The sequence below is a fragment of the Paenibacillus sp. strain BS8-2 genome, from assembly GCF_054483835.1.
Genome location: NZ_CM137010.1, coordinates 953,199 through 970,714 on the forward strand (window position 1 = coordinate 953,199; position 17,516 = coordinate 970,714).

A 17,516-nucleotide genomic window follows, 5' to 3' on the forward strand; every position below is an offset into this window, starting at 1 on the left:
CTTAGAAGGAGAAGCCTTCGCTCATAATGTGTTCATTCAGGTCAATGCTGGTATCCCGAGTCATTGCCCGAACCATGGCATTCAGGATCGCGGCGATCAAGTCGATGCGCTGGCTATCATCCTTGTGCTTCTTGGATAGCTTGATGTTGCCGTTATTGTCCGAAACCTCGATCGCATTCGATAGGCACCAGGTTAACAGCTCGCTCCCGTCGTGAACGATGAGCCCCTGAAGCACCAGTTCACGGAAGAACTTCGTCGGCTCAGACAACGTCTGTACGCCCTGGCGGATCTCAACCCGTTCATACCCTTCCGCTTCGAGCTCGCTCGTGAAGTGTGTCGCATTATATGGGTCATAACAAACCTCTTTAATCATCCAACTTTGTTCTTGCTCGCGCTGCTGGATATGCGACTTGATGAAACTGTAGTCGACTACCGATCCAGGCGTTAGCGTACACCATCCCTTTTCTGCCCATTGACGATACGGAACGCGGTCGCTGTGTTCGTGCTTCGTCGCGCTCTCCTGCGGCATGAAGCCGTGAGCGGTCACCGCATAGCGGCCATCCGGCAATCGGAATACAAATCCCGCTGCGGTAAGGTCTGTCGTCTTGGATAAGTCGAGGCCGTTCCATGTCTCAAAGCCACGGACCAAATCAAAAAAGGCGTCCCGCGATATCGCAAGCGCCTTCCATTTGTCCATGATGCCGGACATAAATTTGTTTTCGCTATCTGCCTGCCAAAGGTTCACACGCTTCGTCAGCCATTCACGAATCTTTGCTGCGTCGCCTGAATTGAATGCTTCATCATGCTCCGTCTTTATTTCTTTCAGCAGCGCTTGTGAGTATTCGCTCTCTTCCTGAAGAATCGGATTTGCTTTCGGCCAAGTGCTGTTATCGTGCGGATCATCTGCCTTGTCCAACGTCCGGATCATGGCGAATGTTGTCTCTATCATCGGGATGTCGCCGCGAAGCATTTTCTCGTGGGAGTCCCTTTCCTTTTTGCAAGGATTGTTCTCCGCGTTCTTGCCTGCGGTTGTAATGATCAACATCAACGACTGAAGCCTCTTACCAAAGCCTGAACGTAGGACGTCTACGATTTCACTCGTGGGATGCGCATGGTATTCGTCAATAATGACTATACAAGGCGCACCGGAATCCTTATTTTTCGTATCCCTGGACAATGGCCGTAGCCATCCCCCGCGAGTTGAGTGCTCAATGTAAGTCCTTTTAATACGTAGACGCTTCAAGATGTCTGGACTCTTTTCACCCATTTTTTGAGCATCGCCCCATACCCGCCTAGCCTGGCCCTTGTCAACGGCAGCGCATTCGACTTCAGGCATGTCCTCGTAACGCTTTTGGTCTGGAGCGTTCGGCGGATAAACACAATCGCCGCACATTCCGTATAAAGCGATACCCGACATTTCGGTTGATTTAACATTGCCGCGAGCACGCTCGTTGTATGATAAAACAAACCGGCGTTTCCCGCTCTCCATGTGGACCCATCCGAACAGGCAGCCGAGGTCGAACTTCTGGAATGGAAGCAGCTCTATTAATTGCCCGCTGAACGGTCCGCGGACATGGCGGCAACACCTTTCGAACCATTCGAAGATTCGGTCTGCGCGACTCTCATCAAAAACGAAAGGGAAATCCGGAGTCGCCTGGCGCTGAAGGTCATCAAGATGGCGTTGGCATGCAAGGATCTCCAACTCGCAAGCTATACGAATTCCTAATACAATTTCGGCGGCGTAACGATTGGTCGGGTGCAGATCATCCCAATCAATCGAAGAGGCTTGCATTAGGGTCGTCATCTCCGTCGGCCTGCTTCTTCGCGAGGCGGGCGCGAGACTCAGCGTTCAGCCCAAGCTTGTTGGAATACTGCAAAGCGATGCCTGAGTATCGCTGCGACATCTGAACGTAAGCGTTCTGCACCTGGACGCCTGACTTATTCGTTTCGGTGTAGCCATGAATATCAATAAGTCGGTTTGCCTCCTGCACCTTGGAGACAGCATCGCAATAGATCCCCAGCACGTCCTCATCGACTTTATCCAGCACGCCGAATTCCTCCATATCTTTTACGGTTTTTCTCCATACTTTTCGGGCTGTATCATCCAACCATTCCGGAATCTTGAGCTTTATTTTCTTTTTGCGCTCGAATTTTTTGGCAGCTTCTTCGCGGCTGTCGACTTCTTTTTTGGTCCAGTTCTTTCCGCCGCCTTTTTGACCAACGCGCATATGGTCAAATCTAATTACAGAATTACCCATTTTCTCCCTCCTTCGTTTCCCGTTTCGTCCACGGGGACTTTTTTTCGCATTTGAGGTCGACGCGGTCTAGACTTAGCTGTTTTATTTTTTTGTCCCCCTGGGGGGCCTCAATACTTAAAAGGAGTATAAAAAAAATTGTCGAATTTTCAAAGAGAGCAAAACTAATTAAGGAGGCCAACACTTGAGTAGTTTCTATCCCCCTAAGTTTGATATCTTACAATTTCATTGCGCTAGATGCAGAGTATTTGCTTCGCAAGAATGGTTCAACATCTTTACAAACAACGGCCATCACTCGGTTACTGATACTAAGGTAAGTAGATGTGCCCATTGTAAAAAATTTTCGATATGGGTTAAAGGCAGACTCGTTCACCCTTATGAAACATCTGCTCCTGTGGCTCATGAAGATTTACCTAGCAGCATTCAAGAGGATTATCACGAAGCCTCTGTTGTTCTCAAACACTCCCCTCGCGCCTCTGCTGCATTACTAAGATTAGCTCTTCAAAAATTAATGGTTGAGCTGGGCGAAGAAGGCAAAGATATCAATAAAGACATTGGATCATTAGTAAAAAAGGGGCTTCCTGAAGAAGTACAACAAGCACTGGACATTGTTCGGGTTGTTGGAAATGAATCCGTTCATCCTGGATCTTTCGATATCCGAGACAATCAAGATACCGCAATTCAATTATTTGATTTGATCAACTTCATAGTTGAAGAACGTATTACTCGGAAAAAGAAAATCAATGCTCTTTATACGCAGTTACCTCCTAAAAAATTAGAGGGAATTGAGCAAAGAGACGGAGCAAAAACCACTTAATAAGTGGTTTTTTCATTTCCAAACCCTCCATCCTCGCGCGCCGTTTTGGCGTCGTGGTGTGCCTTGCAAAGCGCCTGCCAGTTGGAGCGCAACCAGAACAATACCTGATCGCCACGATGCGGAATGATATGGTCGACGACAGTCGAAGCCTCCACCCTGCCTGCATTAATGCAATACTTGCAGAGTGGATTCTCCCGAAGGAATGCCTTCCGTGCCATCTGCCATTCGTAGTTATAACCGCGACTCGTAGACGACCTTCTATAGTGATCGTATTGCCGCTTGGAGTTGGTGTGTTTTTCGCAAAACCTCTTCCTCGTCAGGTTGCCGCAGCCTATCTTTGAACATGGTTTCATGGCTGCTAATGGCATCGTTTCTCCCCCTCATTTGTCTTATGCTATTTTGGCTTTTACGCCCTTTGTGCGCCCCTCTGAGTTATCTATATGTATATAAGAATGTAACTCGTAGAGCGGCCTGCAAATGGCGTAACGGCGCGATTTAAGGCGTCTGCGGCGACATCAGTTCTCGGTATGCTCAATATAGAGAACTGATCATATTTTGAACCGCTTAAGATGGACATCCATCGTATCTTGTTCTACCCCAATATACCGAAGCGTGACCTTCTCTGATGAATGGTTAAACAGCCGCATTAGCAATGCTATATCGTTATATTGCTTGTAAAAATAGTAGCCGAAAGTTTTTCTGAGCGTGTGACAGCCGATCTCTTGAAGGCCGAATTCCCTGGCGATATCGCGCATGACTTTATAGGCCATGCTCGACGTAATGGGCCGATTGTGGCCCTCTCGACTTTTGATGAGATATTCATTAGACGGCTTGCCCTGAATATACTCTTGTAGCTCCCTCTTCAATTCTCCGGTTATCAAAACGCGCTTCTGCTTACCGGTCTTGATTTCCTTTGTAACAATATGAGTGCCAAGAACGTCCCTCACTCTTAGCTTTAGGATGTCCGAAATTCGGAGACCCGTGTTCAGTCCGATCATAACCATTATGTAGTTCCGTATATTCGTATCTTTCAAATGGTCTTTTATGTCGGATAGAATTTCCGGATCTCTAATTGGCTGTACGAACTGCACGAGATCCCTCCTTTCTCAGAATCCCAAACGTTTGGGAATATTAAGAGCCCCGCGAACGAGGCTCTTGTCCCTCCCCTCAAATGGTCATCAACTACACATTGACGGAGGAATGGTATATGTGAGGCGCTGCCGCGCTTATCACTGATGCCGTCCGTGACGACGTTCTTTTCTATTTCGCGGCTCCGGTTTAGCGTGAGGCGCGAGTTTTCGAACGAACCAACGTAGGAGTCTCATGATTGTCGTCTCCTTTCACACATTTTGTTCTGGAGCAAAATTGCTTGCTTCCTTCTGACCTGCCCCATGGGCAACCGCGGCACTTATCCGGCTGCTGGGACTTGTCTGCTTTGTATTGAATCTTCCTCGTATATCTCAGCCGGATTGCCTCCCTTCGTTATTTGCTTTTGCGATGAGCCGATCGATCGAATGAACGCAAAAGCAAATAAACTTGTTTTTTGAATTATTTTGAGTCGCTTTACTGAGCACAAGGCATCTGAACCTCCGAGTTACTTACGGATACCGCGCCTACTTTCCCAGCTACTCCGCCAGCGTCGCTGACGTTTCGTGCGACTTATTCAGTTGTTTAAAGAACAGGAAAAGAGGTACAACGATTACTGGAAGAATGTTCTTCCTATAACCACTGTACCTCTGTATTTCACGCATCGGTTTAGCGTCTTAAGTGCGTTTCGCCCGCAATTTACACGCGTTTTTATCCTTCGAAAAACTTTAGGCTATTCGCAACTGAACCGATTCCTTTGTTTATTCGTCGATCTACTGTCGAGGGGTCCATTGATCGGAAATGAATGAGAACTTCTTTCCGACGAACACCGTCAATGAACCGCAAGCTGATTGCCTTTCGAATATCTGGATCGACTATTAGTCGTACCGATCTCTCTATGGCCTGATTCATTCGCAAGTACAAGTTATACGCGGACTCCTGCTTTGCTGAAAGGCTCCCCATCCTTTCAAGCTCAGCAATCAAATCCTTTTGCCTTCTATACCGATTGAGCAAGGACCTCGCTTGCTCGATCTCCTCCGCCGTTGCTTCCTTAAAAAAGTCCAGTTGCAATGCGATCATTCCCCTCATCCCCCATTGTGATATAATAGAGATGAGTTGTTACAATTAGCTCGCTGGCGACCGTTCCCCAACTGCTGCCGGCGAGCTTTTCTTTTTGCTTACCCACACAAAGCCGATCTCACCGCGCGTCAGCGGCTTCTCAATCAGATAACTTGTCCCTTTCGGAATATTGTCGCCTTGACGAATTGTGAGTAGGCCGAATCTTGTTTCTACGTCCTCCATCTTGGCGATAGCTGATTCCGGGCAAACCATTAATCTGATTTGCCCGATCTTCTTGCCCGAATTAATCATTAATAATAGCTTTTCTTCTATAAGGCGCTGGGCTGTCGACGATATTTTTCCGATCGTTCTTCCCCTCCCTATCCAATAGGCAATAACAACTGTACTTAGTGCCGTTAGCACCTTTAAAGCTCCCCTCACCTTTGCAGAAAATACAATTCAAATCTGCTGTCAATCCCGATACTCCCTTCCAAGATCCTCAATATTCAGCCTGCACTCGAAACTAGAAATGCTTCTGCAGCTTGCGAGCTGTCATCCAAGTACAGGTGGATGATGAAATAAACATTCCCGCGCTTTTGTAGGATAATTTCGTTTGATCGATTAATTTCAACCATTGAATAATGAGCAATTTCATTTCCTTTTTTGTACTCAAGAGAACCGGCTCTCCATCGAACAATAATTATATCTCCCTTTTTCAAAGCATCGAACTGCTCCTGGCTTGCCAACTTAACGAGTTTCATTCAATCTCTCCAAGTTCCTCAGTATTCATTCAGATACTTGACTCAAGCCTTTCTCGAATTTCTCCGTTTGCGTTCCCCGATTTTCTTGTAAATAGCAGCTATAACAAGTCCTGTTCTAGTCAGATTGGCATCGCTATAGAGTAATCCTTTATTGTTGACAATTGAAAGACTTGACTGAGGAGCAAGGAGTAGATTGTCTAGCGTAACGTTCCGTCTATCTTGATCTGCAAAAATAAGAACGTAACCGTCTGGAATGGGGCCGTTAGCTTCTTCCCATATCACTCTGTGCTTGTGCCGCCACCTTTCGTCCCACCTTCCGACATCCGACACTTTGATTCGCGTGTACCCATCGTCATCGATGCTCTCAGATCCGATAGGTTTATAGTTTGCTGCGCGTTGACCGTGCTTGAAAGAAGTCCTATTGCCACCGACGTTGTAAACGCCCTTTGTTCCTTTGTTTGCCGGTGCATCCCCCTTTTTAAAACGACAGTCGATCCCACTAGTCAATTTTCGATTTTTCTTCCATGTGTTGATTTGCCTCGCAGTTATTTGCAAACAAAATCGATCATTGACCAATTCAGCTATTTCTAGGTTTGTCCTACCTTTCACATTTTGGACGATGAATAGTTTTTGTTCCTTTGTAAAAAGACCATCTTCCTCGCTAATCCTCTTTCGAGGTACACCGCTATTGATTTTGTGATTTTTTTTGATCGAACTGATCTTATCCGCATTCAGTCTTGTTCCGAATCGATCATTGAACAACGCAGCGATTTCATCATTGTACCGACCCTGTGCAACCTCTCGCACATAATCGATCTGCTCAGAGGTATAGCGATAAACGCGGCTCATCCCTCTAACATCTTCGGCAGCTTGGCATCAGCGTTCAATTTATCGTCAGAGAATTTCTTTGCATCAAGGACAAGGCGACCGTTGTTTATAATCTGCGTCGCTACACTTGTAACGGCCTTTGCTCTGCTAATTTCTGCTGCCAGTTCTTCATTATCTAGTTCTTCATCACCTAACCGTTCCAGTTGTGCAAAAAGGTGATTATTAAGGTCCAACAATGTGTTCTTCACAGCCTCGCACCTCTTTCTTTATATGGATCACTGCTCATTTTCGTCGTACTGCGACACTACTCAGGCAATCTGCCAGTTTCAGCAAAAGCGGTCAAAATCGGTAGTAATGCTTTAACCTGTTCTTGCGAAAGATGCATCCTCGTAGTTAGCGTCACATCTTCTGGCAACGGATATTTTAGCCAGCCAGTACCACCTATTTGAGTTTTGGATGCTAAGATTTGCGGGTTTGCATCGTTAACTCCTATCCAAATCGCATCTTCTGTTGCGAGTGAAGATTTCTGAATACTGCATCCCACTCCGTACATATCATTAAATTCGATAAGACTGAAACCACGATTCGTCCGACCTGTTTTCATCTCCATTTTTCACAACTCCGTTCCTTCGCAATATGGATCGACTATTCATCAAGATAGTCGCGTATATCCTCTTCGAATAAATCATTGTCACTCTGAATCTGCTGTAGTTTCTCTTGCATCCAACTGATGGCGTCACTACCGAGTATTTTGAGAACATTCATTGGTAGATGGAAGGTCATTACGTCATTCTCGTAATCTAGGTCGTCTTCAGAAAATCCTTCAGGATCGTGTTCATCAATCTTGAGTACACCCCTCTGAATATCGAGGTAGTTCAGATAGTGATCATATATAATTCCAGTCGCAATCATGAAATAGCTGTTTCCGTTGCGATATGCCCTCGTTAGCCGCTGAGCATGTGATCTAACCTCAAAGTTTTCCACGACGAGATCGCTATCCTTGAGCATCCAATGATTGGCGTACTCCAGGAGTTTTTTATGTTTGTCTTTTCCGAGACCGCCAGAATCGGTAATAAATTGATTCATCCCGAACACCTCCAATTGTTCAATCTACGTGAGTATTGCAGACCCGCATTGCTTCTTCTAAGCTAGGGATGCTTTCTTTTATCAGCCTAAGCTCACTTGAGACAATTTCAGTTCGGGTATATCCCAACTCATTCTCCAATTCTTCTAGAAAAACTTTGGGGTACTTAGCAAGTTGCTTTTCAACATCACTTACAGCAACTTTTAATTTTATTTTGACGACTGCTTCGACCTCGTACACAGCCAATTTTCGATCATCCACCACCGGTATACACCTCCCACTCCTCAGAACATCGTCAGCTGCCTGAACTCAATTTCCTGCGCTTCCCGATTCCATTCGGACTCGCTATATGATCCAGCGCCATCCGCCGACCGATAAAACACCCGAACTTGTCCGTTCGGAGCCTTTGCCTTTCGCTCCATTCGAACTAACCGCCCATCGATTCGGTGACTCCATTCTCCTGGCTTGGTTTGTAAAATGGACCTCTCCAGATCGGTGCAGCCTTTCCACGACAATCGCTCAATTCTGTTGATCATTTAGCACCAGCTCGTTTACGCCAAAGGCTCTTATAATGAATTAGCGTGGACTGTTGGATACCGTACATCTCGGCAATTTGCTTATCAGATAGCCCTAGCAATGCCTCAGCATCGTATAGCTCATTCGTTAGTATTGTCCGTTCCTTTATCCGCGATTTAATCGCTCGCCGTTGTCGAGCCTTGCTCTCCACTTCTTGCTGTTTTGGAACAGCTTGCTTGATTTCACTTGCCGCGACGATTTTATTCGGCTTTCCCAAATCCATGCGTGGAACGTAATTTTCGACCTGCTCCGGCGTAAGCTGCCAGATACTAACCTTCCCAATGCTCATCTCGGATACATCTCCTTTCGCTTGTGCTGGACACGAGAATGCCGGTTACGCAGATATCTATTTCTCAGCTCGGCCGCCGCGGCGATCCGGTGAACCCACGGTGCATTATCATCCTGATACGCGATATTCCGAAGTTGCTTCATGGTTGCCTTTTTCCAATTCATCCGGACGCTGCCTCCTCAGCCGTTGTTCTTCTGTCGCTGCCACTTGCTCCCATAATTCGGCAAAGAACTGCCGCATAATTGCTGGAATCTGTTTGTTGGGCACCCTGGCATTTGTTAGGTCAGTGCTCATACTTCGAGCCATTTTGTCTAGCTCTTGAAGTTTTTCGCGAAACAGCCATTCGTAGCTTTCTAACACACCTTGCGTCGAATCAGCGTAATATCGATTTTTTGCCAAATCTGATCAACTCCTTCCGTCAGAATGGCTGTGGTTCTGCAATTCTTCCGTCCAGCTTTGCCGCAAGCCTCTTAAGTTCTTCAAGTTCCTCAGGGCTGACCGTTTCGCTAGGTTTGTCCTCCACAATTGGAATACTTCCTTTGCCGGATCTTCCTTGTGACGTCCCTCGTCGTTGCTGCTGTTGTTGACCTGGAGCCGGAATATTCCACGGAACATCAACACCGGATGATTTGTAACGTTGTAGAATTGCATTAACATATCCGAGGTTTCGTTTTCCAGCTACTACAGCAGCTCGCATTGCCTCACATACCCATCGTTCTCCGTAATCGTCGATCATGGAGCCGATCTTGTCAGCTATGATCGAGCTGAGTGTTCCGAATCCTTCATTTTCGAAAAGCTTGAACGGATTCAGGGGTAATTCGACAGAGTTGGCGGCAGTGGTAGTAGTTTTATTAGGTTCTGTCTGGTTAGGTACTGTACTGTTCTGTACTGTAGCCCCGTGACTTTCACCTTCGTCATCATTTTGTCCGCGTGACGAGTCCGTGACATCCGAATGACTTACTTCTTTGTCCGTTTTGTTCGCGCGTGACTTCCGCTTGCGTTCGCGATTTTGAACACGCTTGTCCACAAGTCTGCCCGCGTAATCGAACCAATCGTGTACAACAAGTGTTCCTTCTCCCTCTCCAACGCGGTCGATAAATCCTGAATCTATAAGAGCAGCAATCAGTTGATTGGCATCGTTCGGCCAATCTAAGGCGTCGGCAATGTCATCCGGATCAAAATTCGACAGATCGCCGTCCTGGGCATAGTCGATCGCCCACCACCAAAGCATATGTAAGTGACCAATGGCCGCGGGAATAGATATTCCAAGTTTGCGTGATAGCTTACGGGTTTTAGGATGCCTAGCCAATTCTTGATGACTTTCAATCCATGCCAAAATGCAACCCTCCTCTCAGTCTGTTTGTTCTTCGACCAGCCGTATTAGATGCTTCAGTTCCGCCGCGAATGGCGTAAGATGCTTCTTGCGGATCTCCTCATAAAACACCATGTCCGGCCAATCTCCTTCCGGATCAATAAGAGGCGTGAGCCTTATTCCATCTAGATCGCGCCGCAGAACAGCCCCCGCAGAGCGTATCGTCCACATACGGGCAAGCAGCATGTACGACTTCTTCCGATCCTTTATGTGCAAAGGAATCAGCCGAAATAATCGGCGCCAGCGATGGGAATCGAAAGCCGAACTCGGCAGCGGATCGTCGAGCAGAAACGATAAATCCACGCGGCACCTCCTATGCAAAATTAATAGTTTGATAGATTTTCAAAGAGCATGACAAATGATGCATCTGCTGCATCGAAGGGCCAGCGATTCGTGTCGATGAACCTTCGATAGAGCTGATCGCTCTATCTTTTGCTAAAGCCTCACTTCGATGTCATACGTCTCACAAATGCACATCTCAATTAGGAGTTGCTCTTCAGGCGTCATTTTGTTTAAAATTCTTTGCACGCATGTGTACCCTTTGCCGACGATGCGATTTTTCCCCGATTCAACGACTTGATGTGTGAAGCCTTTCTTCCGCAGGCTTTCCGCAAGTGCTTCCCTGTGTTCTTTTGTCGATTGAACCAATTCTTCAGCAGCTTGTCCCAATTTGTAATTCCTCCTCAGTTTTATTTCAAACGATCCGGCGTTGTGGTATAATAGACGCAAAGAGATTCCTTAGTCGGGATATCAACGATGTCCGCCCTTGCCGGCGGGCATTTTTCTTTTCTTCCTTCGAAAACTGGATCATCATGTATAAGTAGGTTTCCATGTCATGCTTCTTGCTTTGATCGAACCTCTCCGGATGTCTCATCATCCACTTAAGGTTATGTATCGCTGCCCTTCCGGCCGCTAGTGCCTCGGCCGCCAAAACTTCTCTTGGCATGTAATCCCTCCTCTTTTAAGCTACTCCTGTAATCTGCATTGCCGATTGCAATAATGATGCCGGATCGACACTAAATATAAATTGAATACCTTGATCTACATGGTTAGTAAGCTTTGTCCAATCGCGAAAAGTAAAGATATCGATTGTCCTTTTATCTTTCTCGAGCTTCGATATGTCAGATTGGTTCTTGTTCAACATCTCTGCCAATTGGCCTTGGCTAAAGCCTGCCTTTTCTCTGCACTTTCTCAAAAACATTCCTGCTGTCATTCAACGCCCTCCTTCCCATATGCCAATTTGGAATATATTCAAAATTGGAATGGCGCGGGCCGATTCAGTTGTTTTAGAATTCAGTTATACCGATCAATACATAAGCCCTCGCAAGATTCCACTTCGTTCCCCTTGCCCGACCTTCCCCAAGTTCGGGCATCCCCGCAATCGCCTGGCCTCTTCCCCGGATGCTGGGCCCCTCTATCCATCTCCTTTCCTGATCATTCTCTTTGAGATAAAATCATCCAATTCCCATTGTCTAAAGAGCAACGAACCCCGTAATTTGAAATATGGAATCTCTCTGTCCCGCAGCAGTCTATGCAACGTTGCGGAAGATATCTTCAAGTACTTTGCTGCCTCCTTAGCGTCAAAGATATTCCGATATAACATCTCGTTAATCTTTGGCTCAAGGGCCGCGAGCGCCTTATCAAGCAAACCGGTTTCGATTTCTGATCTCAGCGTGAGCAGATCGATGGATGCTTCTGATGGTGATTCAGTTTGTACGCTCATGGCTGTCAGCTCCTTTCTGTATGGCTTGTGTGCTAATAGTTGCTATAATATCAATTGTTTCGAGACCGGCTGATACCTCATCTACAAAGGATGGAGCATCATTAACAATCCAAGAGGCGACTTCACTTTCTTTCACTTCGCTCGGGATCGATGCGTCTGTGACCAGAATCAGTAAGCGACGGAGGATCATTAAGCCTTGCTTCAAGGTTATCCGACTCCCTTCACACCCTGGTCATCTGAAACTTCGCGAATTGCATAGCGAGTAGCTAAAAAAATTTCTTCTATTGGTTTGCCATAAAGCTTCGAAATTTCCTCAGCTCGCACTTCGCTAACATGCCGTTTAGCATGTTCAATTTGCGAAAGATAACCTGCTGAAATGCCCAACTTTTCGGCTGCTGCTTCTATGCTTAATCCCTGCTCAATCCTTGCACTCCTGGCCTTATTACCCATTATCTTCACCTCCACTTTGCAATTCGCGTTGTTTATGAATCAAATATACTACGCATAACGCAAAGTGTCAACGCATTTTGCAAAGTTAACGATAAATATCTTTTCGTTTTGCATAGTGCAAAGTATACTGATATGTAAGGTGGTGACTATTGGTGTACGGCGAACGCATCAGAAAATTAAGGAAAGAAAAAAAACTCACCATGAAGCAATTAGGTGCTAAGTTCAACCTTGCTGAATCAACGATATCTGGATATGAAAATGAAACAAGGAAGCCTGATCTTGAGCTCATTGATAAACTGGCTGATTATTTTGGAGTGAAGGCCGATTACATACTAGGACGTACTGATGATCCGACACCTTCATTCACTCCAAACAAAGAATTAGTTGCTGATTCTGATGCATTTTCAATTGCCTTTTTAGGTGGGCCAAAGGAAGTATTGGATGAAGAAGAAGCGGCTCATCTTGAAAAGCAATTAGAAATGTTTCGCATTTTCAGAGAGAAGAGACGCCAAGAGCGAGGTCAGAGCGATAAATAAACAAATCATTAATTTAATTAAGCCAGCGATGGCTTTTATTTTCACTCATACATACGAACATACATTCTTATTTGGAGGTTTTTATGCTGCCTTTCGACCTGACAATGTACAAGCCGACAGAACTTGAAGAATGGATCAGTGATAAATACAGGGCTGCTGGCATCTATTCTCCCGAAGACATGGACTTGGATGTAATAGCGGAGATTTTTAATTGTGAGGTCAGATACGATCCTGGTAAGTCTACTGCAATGTATGATGAATTGTATGGAGGGATTATCTTTTTACGGATAGGTAAACCAGAAACAAAGCAACGAATGGAATTCTTTCACGAACTTTCACATCCGGCTTTACATTACGGCGATCAGCGAAAACTCCATCCGTTGTTTGTAGATATGCAAGAGTCACAGGCTGCTGCACTTCAAAACTATGCATCTATGCCCTCTTATTTAATTGAACGTATCGAATTGGTTCCAACGTGGCGAGAATATATCCAAAACTTAGCTGACGCATTCAAGCTTCCTTATAGCTTTGCTGACAAACGTGCGGAGCAAATTAAAAGAAGAATCTACCGTGAGCATAACGATCGCAATTTCAGGGCTCTCACAGCACCAGTAAAGGCACGATGGGGCTATTCGGAGGAAACGTTGGGTTTGCTAGATAAATTGCACAATCAAACTAAGGAGAGACAAGCAAAATGAGACAAATTGCATTTTTTGAACCTGATGGAGAAACAGGAAAGATGCATCCTGCATGGCTAGTCCTGGACCGTATGAATTTTGACTGGACTAAAACTCTATATGTAAATTTGGAAACGCCATTTGAACTACTTACTCTCGAGGAATTCGATTCAGATGTTGCTTCTCTTAGTGTGCCGGATTTTGTATTCGTAAGAAATCCATATGATCCCAAGGAATTTGGTATTAACTTTTTACTCTTGGCTGAGTTTGTGCGGCAGCAAGCGCATGCAGATCCAGAAGATCTCGAGATCGATCGTCTCGTTCTGCGGATTAGCGATATTGAGGATTCCTTGCAATACTCGGTCCGTGATTATATCCAATGGGGTTATTAACCACAATAAATCATTTATTATGTTAAGGAGCGATTAGCATGGCTTACTACGAACATTTAGGCGGTCTCAAGTACCGTCTTTGCACAAATGATCCTTCAGCGATCGGCCGGAAGAGAATTTACCTTCCGGTAGTGCTCCCAGAAGAGGTTGTAAAATCAGAGAGGAAAACGAAACAGTTCCTTGATTTAGAACTGGCGAAGTTTGTTGAACAAGTTAATACCGGACAGTTCATCAAGACAGACAAGCTAACACTGAAAGAATTTATCCCGCAATGGAAAAAGGGATATGCGGATCAAAATATGGGCAAGTACACTCGATACACGACCGACAATATTCTGAACATCTACATCCTTCCTATATTTGGGGAAATGCGAATGGATAAAGTCAAAACCCTGCACATCATAAACTTTATGGCGGAGCTTGTTCGTAAGGATGGCAAGCCGATGGCAACGAATACGAAGAAGAACATCTATAAGGTGATCAACAGTGTTTTTAACTATGCGAAGCAATGGCAAGTTATCGCCATTAATCCCATGGATGGAGTAGACTCCCCGACAGCTGGTAAACAAGAAAAACGTAAAATGAGGCAACGAAAGAGCCATTATACGAAAGCAGAGGCCCAGGCGGTCATATCCGCCCTCTACGACCTTCCTAACCGTTGGCGCCTCTACTACCTTGGCGTATTGCTCGGAGGCTTCAGGCGCGGCGAAATGCTCGCCGTGGAATGGCATTTGCATGTGAATTTCGATGCAGGCGGCCTGTACATTGAAAAACAAATCACATTAGATGAAAACGGCCAGAAAAACGAGGATGAAGTAAAAACGGAAGCATCCGAGGGATTCATCCCAATGCCCCAGTGGTATATGGAGGAGTTGAAGAAATTTCGTGTGGAGTGGAAAAATGAAAAGCAGCTTGTCAAAGAATGGCGTGGAGGATTGAAGCAGTATGTATTCCATTCCGGCCAGGGCACCATGTATTACCCCAATACCCCCTCCTTGACTTGGAGACGATTCCTCGCCGCCCGTGAGTTGCCGCATATCCGCCTGCATGACTTGCGCCACACTACAGCCATGCTGTTACGTGAGTATGGAGCCGATGTAAAACAGATTCAAGAGCGGCTACGGCACAGCAAAACAGCGACCACTACAGACACCTATATGCACGAGTCCGAGCTGATTAGCCGTGATTCTGCGGATAAGCTCGAAATCCTCAACCCCAAAAATGCCCCAAGTTCTGCCCCAAACTAATCTGAACGTCATCGGTCAATTAAAAAAGAAAAACAAAAAAAGCCTTGCTGCGCAAGGCTTTTGGGCTCTTAAGATACTGGAGCGGGTGATGGGAATCGAACCCACGCTATTAGCTTGGAAGGCTAAAGTTCTACCATTGAACTACACCCGCAAATATGATGGTCGGGATGACACGATTTGAACATGCGACCCCCTGGTCCCAAACCAGGTGCTCTACCAAGCTGAGCTACATCCCGATATACAAACATGATCTTATAAGTAAAGTGGCGCGGCCTAAGAGATTCGAACTCCTGACCTTTTGATTCGTAGTCAAACGCTCTATCCAGCTGAGCTAAGGCCGCAAAAATTATGGAGCGGAAGACGGGAATCGAACCCGCGACCCTCGCCTTGGCAAGGCGATGCTCTACCGCTGAGCCACTTCCGCACGGTAAGTTTGTCGACCATTTCAACACCATTCCATCGTGGCGACAAGTAATAATATATCATCTTGAAAAACAAAATGCAACTCCTTTTTTCGTAAATCACATTTTTTTTTGAATTCGTGCAAATCCCGCCAAGGATAATAAACAAATAACCCACGAGAAGTCACTTATTCCTTAGTGTCCTTCTTGCGGGTTATCGTTTCTTCTATATTTATGCGCTATCTAAGCGCCGATGTTGAACTCTATACGCCTGCAGCAGCCGTCAAGGCCGGCTGATTACTGTGATCGCCTTGGTTAGCTGCACTCATCACTTTGTCAGCATGAGCTGTTTCAGCAAGTGCGAATGGCAGACATAATGGGACGCCTGTTCTAGGGTCGGGTACGATATCGGCTTCAATATTGAATACTTCTCGCATGATATCCGGTGTGATAACCTCGACTGGAGAGCCTTCGCCTCGTACAACGCCGCTCTTAATCGCAATCATATGATGCGCATAACGCGCAGCATGGTTCAAGTCATGGACAACCATAACAATGGTACGATTGTTCATTTCATTAAGCTTCTTCAGCAAATGGAGTACTTCCAGCTGATGCGCCATATCAAGGAACGTTGTAGGCTCGTCAAGGAACAAGATATCGGTCTCTTGAGCGAGCGCCATGGCGATCCATGCACGCTGTCTCTGACCGCCGGACAGTTGATCGACAGGGCGATCCGTAAATTCCCCCATGCCTGTAGCTTCAATGGCCCATTGAACGACTTGACGATCTTCTTTGCTCATCGAACCAAAGCCCTTCTGGTAAGGGAAGCGCCCATACGAGACCAGCTCCGAGACAGTAAGACCATCTGGTGCTGTCGGGTTCTGCGGCAGGATTGCAAGCTGCTTCGCCACATCCTTCGTAGACTGCTTATGAATCGACTTGCCATCCAACAGAACATTACCCTTCGTAGGGTTCATAATCCGAGCCATCGTCTTCAGTATAGTAGACTTGCCCGAACCGTTTGCTCCAACTAATGCTGTGACCTTCCCCTGAGGAATGGATATGTTCAAATCTTGGACAATAAGTCTGTCATCATAAGAAATAGCCAGATCCGAAGTAGTCAGACGAATCATGGTGCTGCACGCTCCTCCCGCTGCGCCTGGCGCAGACTGTGTATCCAAAAACTGAAAACGATTATCAAAGACATTTTTAATGATAATCGTTCTCAGACCCAAAGTCAATGCCCAACTTCATCTAACATTCATAATCATGGCTTGGCATGCCATCCTGATTTGAACAGATCCGATACTTTCCGTATACTTGTTGGTAAGGAGAGGATGACCATGATGACCAAACGATTTTCGTTAGCAGAAGCGAATGCGCTTCTCCCCGAGATCCAACTGAATTTACAGCAGCTTCAAGAGCTCTCCAAGAAGCTCGAGGAGCACTATATTCACTATCGTAAAGTAAAAGCAGGTCATGCTGATCAATCAGATGAGCTTTTGTTCGAGATGGAAGGTCAGATGGACTTCATGCAGTTAGAGTTGCAGCTCTATATGGGGAACTTCTCCCGGCAGGGCATCCTGCTCAAGATGATCCAGCCAGGTCTCATCGATTTCCCTGCTATCTTGGGCGGTGAGGAAGTATTGTTATGCTGGAAAGAAGGAGAGGAGCGCATCACCCACTATCACGGCTGGCATGATGGCTTTTCAGGTCGTAAGCAACACCCTGATGTTAATGAAGACGCGGAATAGATCATATACGCCTGAAGACAGCAAAAAACCCTTCGTCATCCGAAGGGTTTCTTCATGGTATGGTGCGCGTAGAGGGACTTGAACCCCCACGGTCGCCCGCTAGATCCTAAGTCTAGTGCGTCTGCCAATTCCGCCATACGCGCGTGGGTAACTTCAGAAATAAATATTACCACGTTCCATACGAAGATGCAAGTCCTAAATTATTTTTT

General features: G+C 46.0%; 30 protein-coding genes and 5 tRNA genes. 6 read left to right on the top strand and 29 right to left on the bottom strand.

Translation table 11 applies throughout. The annotated features are described in order from the left end of the window. Position 1: 1 nt before the first annotated feature. Positions 2–1,804: a terminase large subunit gene (locus ACX1C1_RS04005; protein WP_458955875.1), complete on the bottom strand. Its 1,803-nt coding sequence runs from the start codon at positions 1,802–1,804 to the stop codon at positions 2–4. Continuing rightward, positions 1,773–2,258, bottom strand: a complete 486-nt coding sequence (locus tag ACX1C1_RS04010; RefSeq protein WP_458955876.1) for a phage terminase small subunit P27 family — start codon at positions 2,256–2,258, stop codon at positions 1,773–1,775. Before ACX1C1_RS04010 ends, ACX1C1_RS04005 begins: the two co-directional genes overlap by 32 nt. A gap of 181 nt (positions 2,259–2,439) precedes the next feature. Between ACX1C1_RS04010 and ACX1C1_RS04015 the strand changes: the two genes are divergently transcribed. Next, positions 2,440–3,072 carry a DUF4145 domain-containing protein gene (locus ACX1C1_RS04015; protein WP_458955877.1) on the top strand — a complete coding sequence of 211 codons (633 nt, stop codon included), beginning with the start codon at positions 2,440–2,442 and terminating at the stop codon, positions 3,070–3,072. Here the strand turns inward: ACX1C1_RS04015 and ACX1C1_RS04020 are convergent. The 21 genes from ACX1C1_RS04020 to ACX1C1_RS04120 all read right to left on the bottom strand — a co-directional run bounded on the left by ACX1C1_RS04020 (position 3,069) and on the right by ACX1C1_RS04120 (position 12,300). Next, entirely contained in the window at positions 3,069–3,440 is a 372-nt protein-coding gene (locus ACX1C1_RS04020; RefSeq protein ID WP_458955878.1) for an HNH endonuclease, read from the bottom strand. The two genes, ACX1C1_RS04015 and ACX1C1_RS04020, sit on opposite strands and share 4 nt — an antisense overlap. A 180-nt stretch (positions 3,441–3,620) precedes the next feature. Next, a complete protein-coding gene (locus tag ACX1C1_RS04025) occupies positions 3,621–4,163 on the bottom strand; it encodes a site-specific integrase (RefSeq protein ID WP_458955879.1) in 543 nt (180 codons plus the stop codon). A gap of 706 nt (positions 4,164–4,869) precedes the next feature. Continuing rightward, positions 4,870–5,238: a hypothetical protein gene (locus ACX1C1_RS04030; RefSeq protein WP_458955880.1), complete on the bottom strand. Its 369-nt coding sequence runs from the start codon at positions 5,236–5,238 to the stop codon at positions 4,870–4,872. A 45-nt stretch (positions 5,239–5,283) separates the two neighbouring features. Next, a complete protein-coding gene (locus ACX1C1_RS04035; RefSeq protein WP_458955881.1) occupies positions 5,284–5,640 on the bottom strand; it encodes a hypothetical protein in 357 nt (118 codons plus the stop codon). 83 nt (positions 5,641–5,723) lie between these two features. Further along, positions 5,724–5,978, bottom strand: coding sequence for a hypothetical protein (locus ACX1C1_RS04040; protein ID WP_458955882.1), 255 nt, complete (start codon positions 5,976–5,978; stop codon positions 5,724–5,726). Positions 5,979–6,020: 42 nt separating this feature from the next. After that, positions 6,021–6,827 carry an HNH endonuclease signature motif containing protein gene (locus ACX1C1_RS04045; protein ID WP_458955883.1) on the bottom strand — a complete coding sequence of 269 codons (807 nt, stop codon included), beginning with the start codon at positions 6,825–6,827 and terminating at the stop codon, positions 6,021–6,023. Next, a complete protein-coding gene (locus tag ACX1C1_RS04050) occupies positions 6,824–7,054 on the bottom strand; it encodes a hypothetical protein (protein WP_458955884.1) in 231 nt (76 codons plus the stop codon). The genes ACX1C1_RS04045 and ACX1C1_RS04050 overlap by 4 nt, the downstream gene beginning before the upstream one ends. 56 nt (positions 7,055–7,110) lie before the next feature. Continuing rightward, positions 7,111–7,416 carry a hypothetical protein gene (locus ACX1C1_RS04055; RefSeq protein ID WP_458955885.1) on the bottom strand — a complete coding sequence of 102 codons (306 nt, stop codon included), beginning with the start codon at positions 7,414–7,416 and terminating at the stop codon, positions 7,111–7,113. A gap of 35 nt (positions 7,417–7,451) precedes the next feature. Next, on the bottom strand, positions 7,452–7,892 hold the full coding sequence (locus ACX1C1_RS04060) for a hypothetical protein (protein ID WP_458955886.1): 441 nt from the start codon (positions 7,890–7,892) through the stop codon (positions 7,452–7,454). Between the two features lie 19 nt (positions 7,893–7,911). After that, positions 7,912–8,154: a hypothetical protein gene (locus ACX1C1_RS04065; RefSeq protein WP_458955887.1), complete on the bottom strand. Its 243-nt coding sequence runs from the start codon at positions 8,152–8,154 to the stop codon at positions 7,912–7,914. Between the two features lie 20 nt (positions 8,155–8,174). Then, complete coding sequence (locus tag ACX1C1_RS04070; protein WP_458955888.1) at positions 8,175–8,426, bottom strand: hypothetical protein; 252 nt, start codon at positions 8,424–8,426, stop codon at positions 8,175–8,177. Beyond that, positions 8,423–8,755, bottom strand: coding sequence for a hypothetical protein (locus ACX1C1_RS04075; protein ID WP_458955889.1), 333 nt, complete (start codon positions 8,753–8,755; stop codon positions 8,423–8,425). The genes ACX1C1_RS04070 and ACX1C1_RS04075 overlap by 4 nt, the downstream gene beginning before the upstream one ends. Before the next feature lie 108 nt (positions 8,756–8,863). Next, positions 8,864–9,154 carry a hypothetical protein gene (locus ACX1C1_RS04080; protein ID WP_458955890.1) on the bottom strand — a complete coding sequence of 97 codons (291 nt, stop codon included), beginning with the start codon at positions 9,152–9,154 and terminating at the stop codon, positions 8,864–8,866. Positions 9,155–9,173: 19 nt separating this feature from the next. Next, complete coding sequence (locus ACX1C1_RS04085; RefSeq protein WP_458955891.1) at positions 9,174–10,091, bottom strand: DnaD domain-containing protein; 918 nt, start codon at positions 10,089–10,091, stop codon at positions 9,174–9,176. 15 nt (positions 10,092–10,106) lie between these two features. Beyond that, on the bottom strand, positions 10,107–10,430 hold the full coding sequence (locus tag ACX1C1_RS04090) for a hypothetical protein (protein WP_458955892.1): 324 nt from the start codon (positions 10,428–10,430) through the stop codon (positions 10,107–10,109). A 132-nt stretch (positions 10,431–10,562) separates the two neighbouring features. After that, positions 10,563–10,796, bottom strand: a complete 234-nt coding sequence (locus tag ACX1C1_RS04095; RefSeq protein ID WP_458955893.1) for a hypothetical protein — start codon at positions 10,794–10,796, stop codon at positions 10,563–10,565. Between the two features lie 25 nt (positions 10,797–10,821). Beyond that, positions 10,822–11,073, bottom strand: a complete 252-nt coding sequence (locus tag ACX1C1_RS04100) for a hypothetical protein (protein WP_458955894.1) — start codon at positions 11,071–11,073, stop codon at positions 10,822–10,824. A gap of 15 nt (positions 11,074–11,088) precedes the next feature. Then, the gene (locus tag ACX1C1_RS04105) at positions 11,089–11,340 is read right to left on the bottom strand and encodes a helix-turn-helix domain-containing protein (protein WP_458955895.1); all 252 of its coding nucleotides are present in this window, start codon (positions 11,338–11,340) and stop codon (positions 11,089–11,091) included. A gap of 201 nt (positions 11,341–11,541) precedes the next feature. Continuing rightward, positions 11,542–11,850 (bottom strand): helix-turn-helix domain-containing protein, encoded by a 309-nt coding sequence (locus tag ACX1C1_RS04110; RefSeq protein WP_458955896.1) that lies wholly within the window; start codon positions 11,848–11,850, stop codon positions 11,542–11,544. Further along, positions 11,834–12,055: a hypothetical protein gene (locus ACX1C1_RS04115; RefSeq protein WP_458955897.1), complete on the bottom strand. Its 222-nt coding sequence runs from the start codon at positions 12,053–12,055 to the stop codon at positions 11,834–11,836. Before ACX1C1_RS04115 ends, ACX1C1_RS04110 begins: the two co-directional genes overlap by 17 nt. A 2-nt stretch (positions 12,056–12,057) precedes the next feature. Further along, positions 12,058–12,300, bottom strand: coding sequence for a helix-turn-helix transcriptional regulator (locus ACX1C1_RS04120; RefSeq protein ID WP_458955898.1), 243 nt, complete (start codon positions 12,298–12,300; stop codon positions 12,058–12,060). Positions 12,301–12,452: 152 nt separating this feature from the next. Here ACX1C1_RS04120 and ACX1C1_RS04125 point away from each other — a divergent pair, with 152 nt between their 5' ends. The 4 genes from ACX1C1_RS04125 (at position 12,453) to ACX1C1_RS04140 (ending at position 15,152) form a co-directional block, all read left to right on the top strand. Continuing rightward, complete coding sequence (locus ACX1C1_RS04125; protein ID WP_458955899.1) at positions 12,453–12,836, top strand: helix-turn-helix domain-containing protein; 384 nt, start codon at positions 12,453–12,455, stop codon at positions 12,834–12,836. Positions 12,837–12,919: 83 nt separating this feature from the next. Then, a complete protein-coding gene (locus ACX1C1_RS04130) occupies positions 12,920–13,534 on the top strand; it encodes an ImmA/IrrE family metallo-endopeptidase (protein WP_458955900.1) in 615 nt (204 codons plus the stop codon). Next, positions 13,531–13,905 (top strand): hypothetical protein, encoded by a 375-nt coding sequence (locus ACX1C1_RS04135; protein WP_458955901.1) that lies wholly within the window; start codon positions 13,531–13,533, stop codon positions 13,903–13,905. Before ACX1C1_RS04130 ends, ACX1C1_RS04135 begins: the two co-directional genes overlap by 4 nt. A 38-nt stretch (positions 13,906–13,943) precedes the next feature. After that, positions 13,944–15,152: a tyrosine-type recombinase/integrase gene (locus ACX1C1_RS04140; RefSeq protein WP_458955902.1), complete on the top strand. Its 1,209-nt coding sequence runs from the start codon at positions 13,944–13,946 to the stop codon at positions 15,150–15,152. A gap of 77 nt (positions 15,153–15,229) precedes the next feature. Here the strand turns inward: ACX1C1_RS04140 and ACX1C1_RS04145 are convergent. The 5 genes from ACX1C1_RS04145 to ACX1C1_RS04165 all read right to left on the bottom strand — a co-directional run bounded on the left by ACX1C1_RS04145 (position 15,230) and on the right by ACX1C1_RS04165 (position 16,686). Continuing rightward, positions 15,230–15,303: transfer RNA gene (locus ACX1C1_RS04145), tRNA-Gly, on the bottom strand. Positions 15,304–15,311: 8 nt separating this feature from the next. Beyond that, positions 15,312–15,388, bottom strand: a tRNA-Pro gene (locus ACX1C1_RS04150). 28 nt (positions 15,389–15,416) lie between these two features. Continuing rightward, positions 15,417–15,493 (bottom strand) — tRNA-Arg (locus tag ACX1C1_RS04155). 8 nt (positions 15,494–15,501) lie between these two features. After that, positions 15,502–15,576 (bottom strand) — tRNA-Gly (locus ACX1C1_RS04160). Positions 15,577–15,816: 240 nt separating this feature from the next. Continuing rightward, complete coding sequence (locus ACX1C1_RS04165) at positions 15,817–16,686, bottom strand: ABC transporter ATP-binding protein (RefSeq protein ID WP_458955903.1); 870 nt, start codon at positions 16,684–16,686, stop codon at positions 15,817–15,819. 210 nt (positions 16,687–16,896) lie between these two features. Between ACX1C1_RS04165 and ACX1C1_RS04170 the strand changes: the two genes are divergently transcribed. Continuing rightward, on the top strand, positions 16,897–17,307 hold the full coding sequence (locus ACX1C1_RS04170; protein ID WP_458955904.1) for a DUF2203 family protein: 411 nt from the start codon (positions 16,897–16,899) through the stop codon (positions 17,305–17,307). A gap of 60 nt (positions 17,308–17,367) precedes the next feature. Here the strand turns inward: ACX1C1_RS04170 and ACX1C1_RS04175 are convergent. Continuing rightward, a tRNA-Leu gene (locus ACX1C1_RS04175) sits at positions 17,368–17,450 on the bottom strand. Positions 17,451–17,516: the final 66 nt, after the last annotated feature.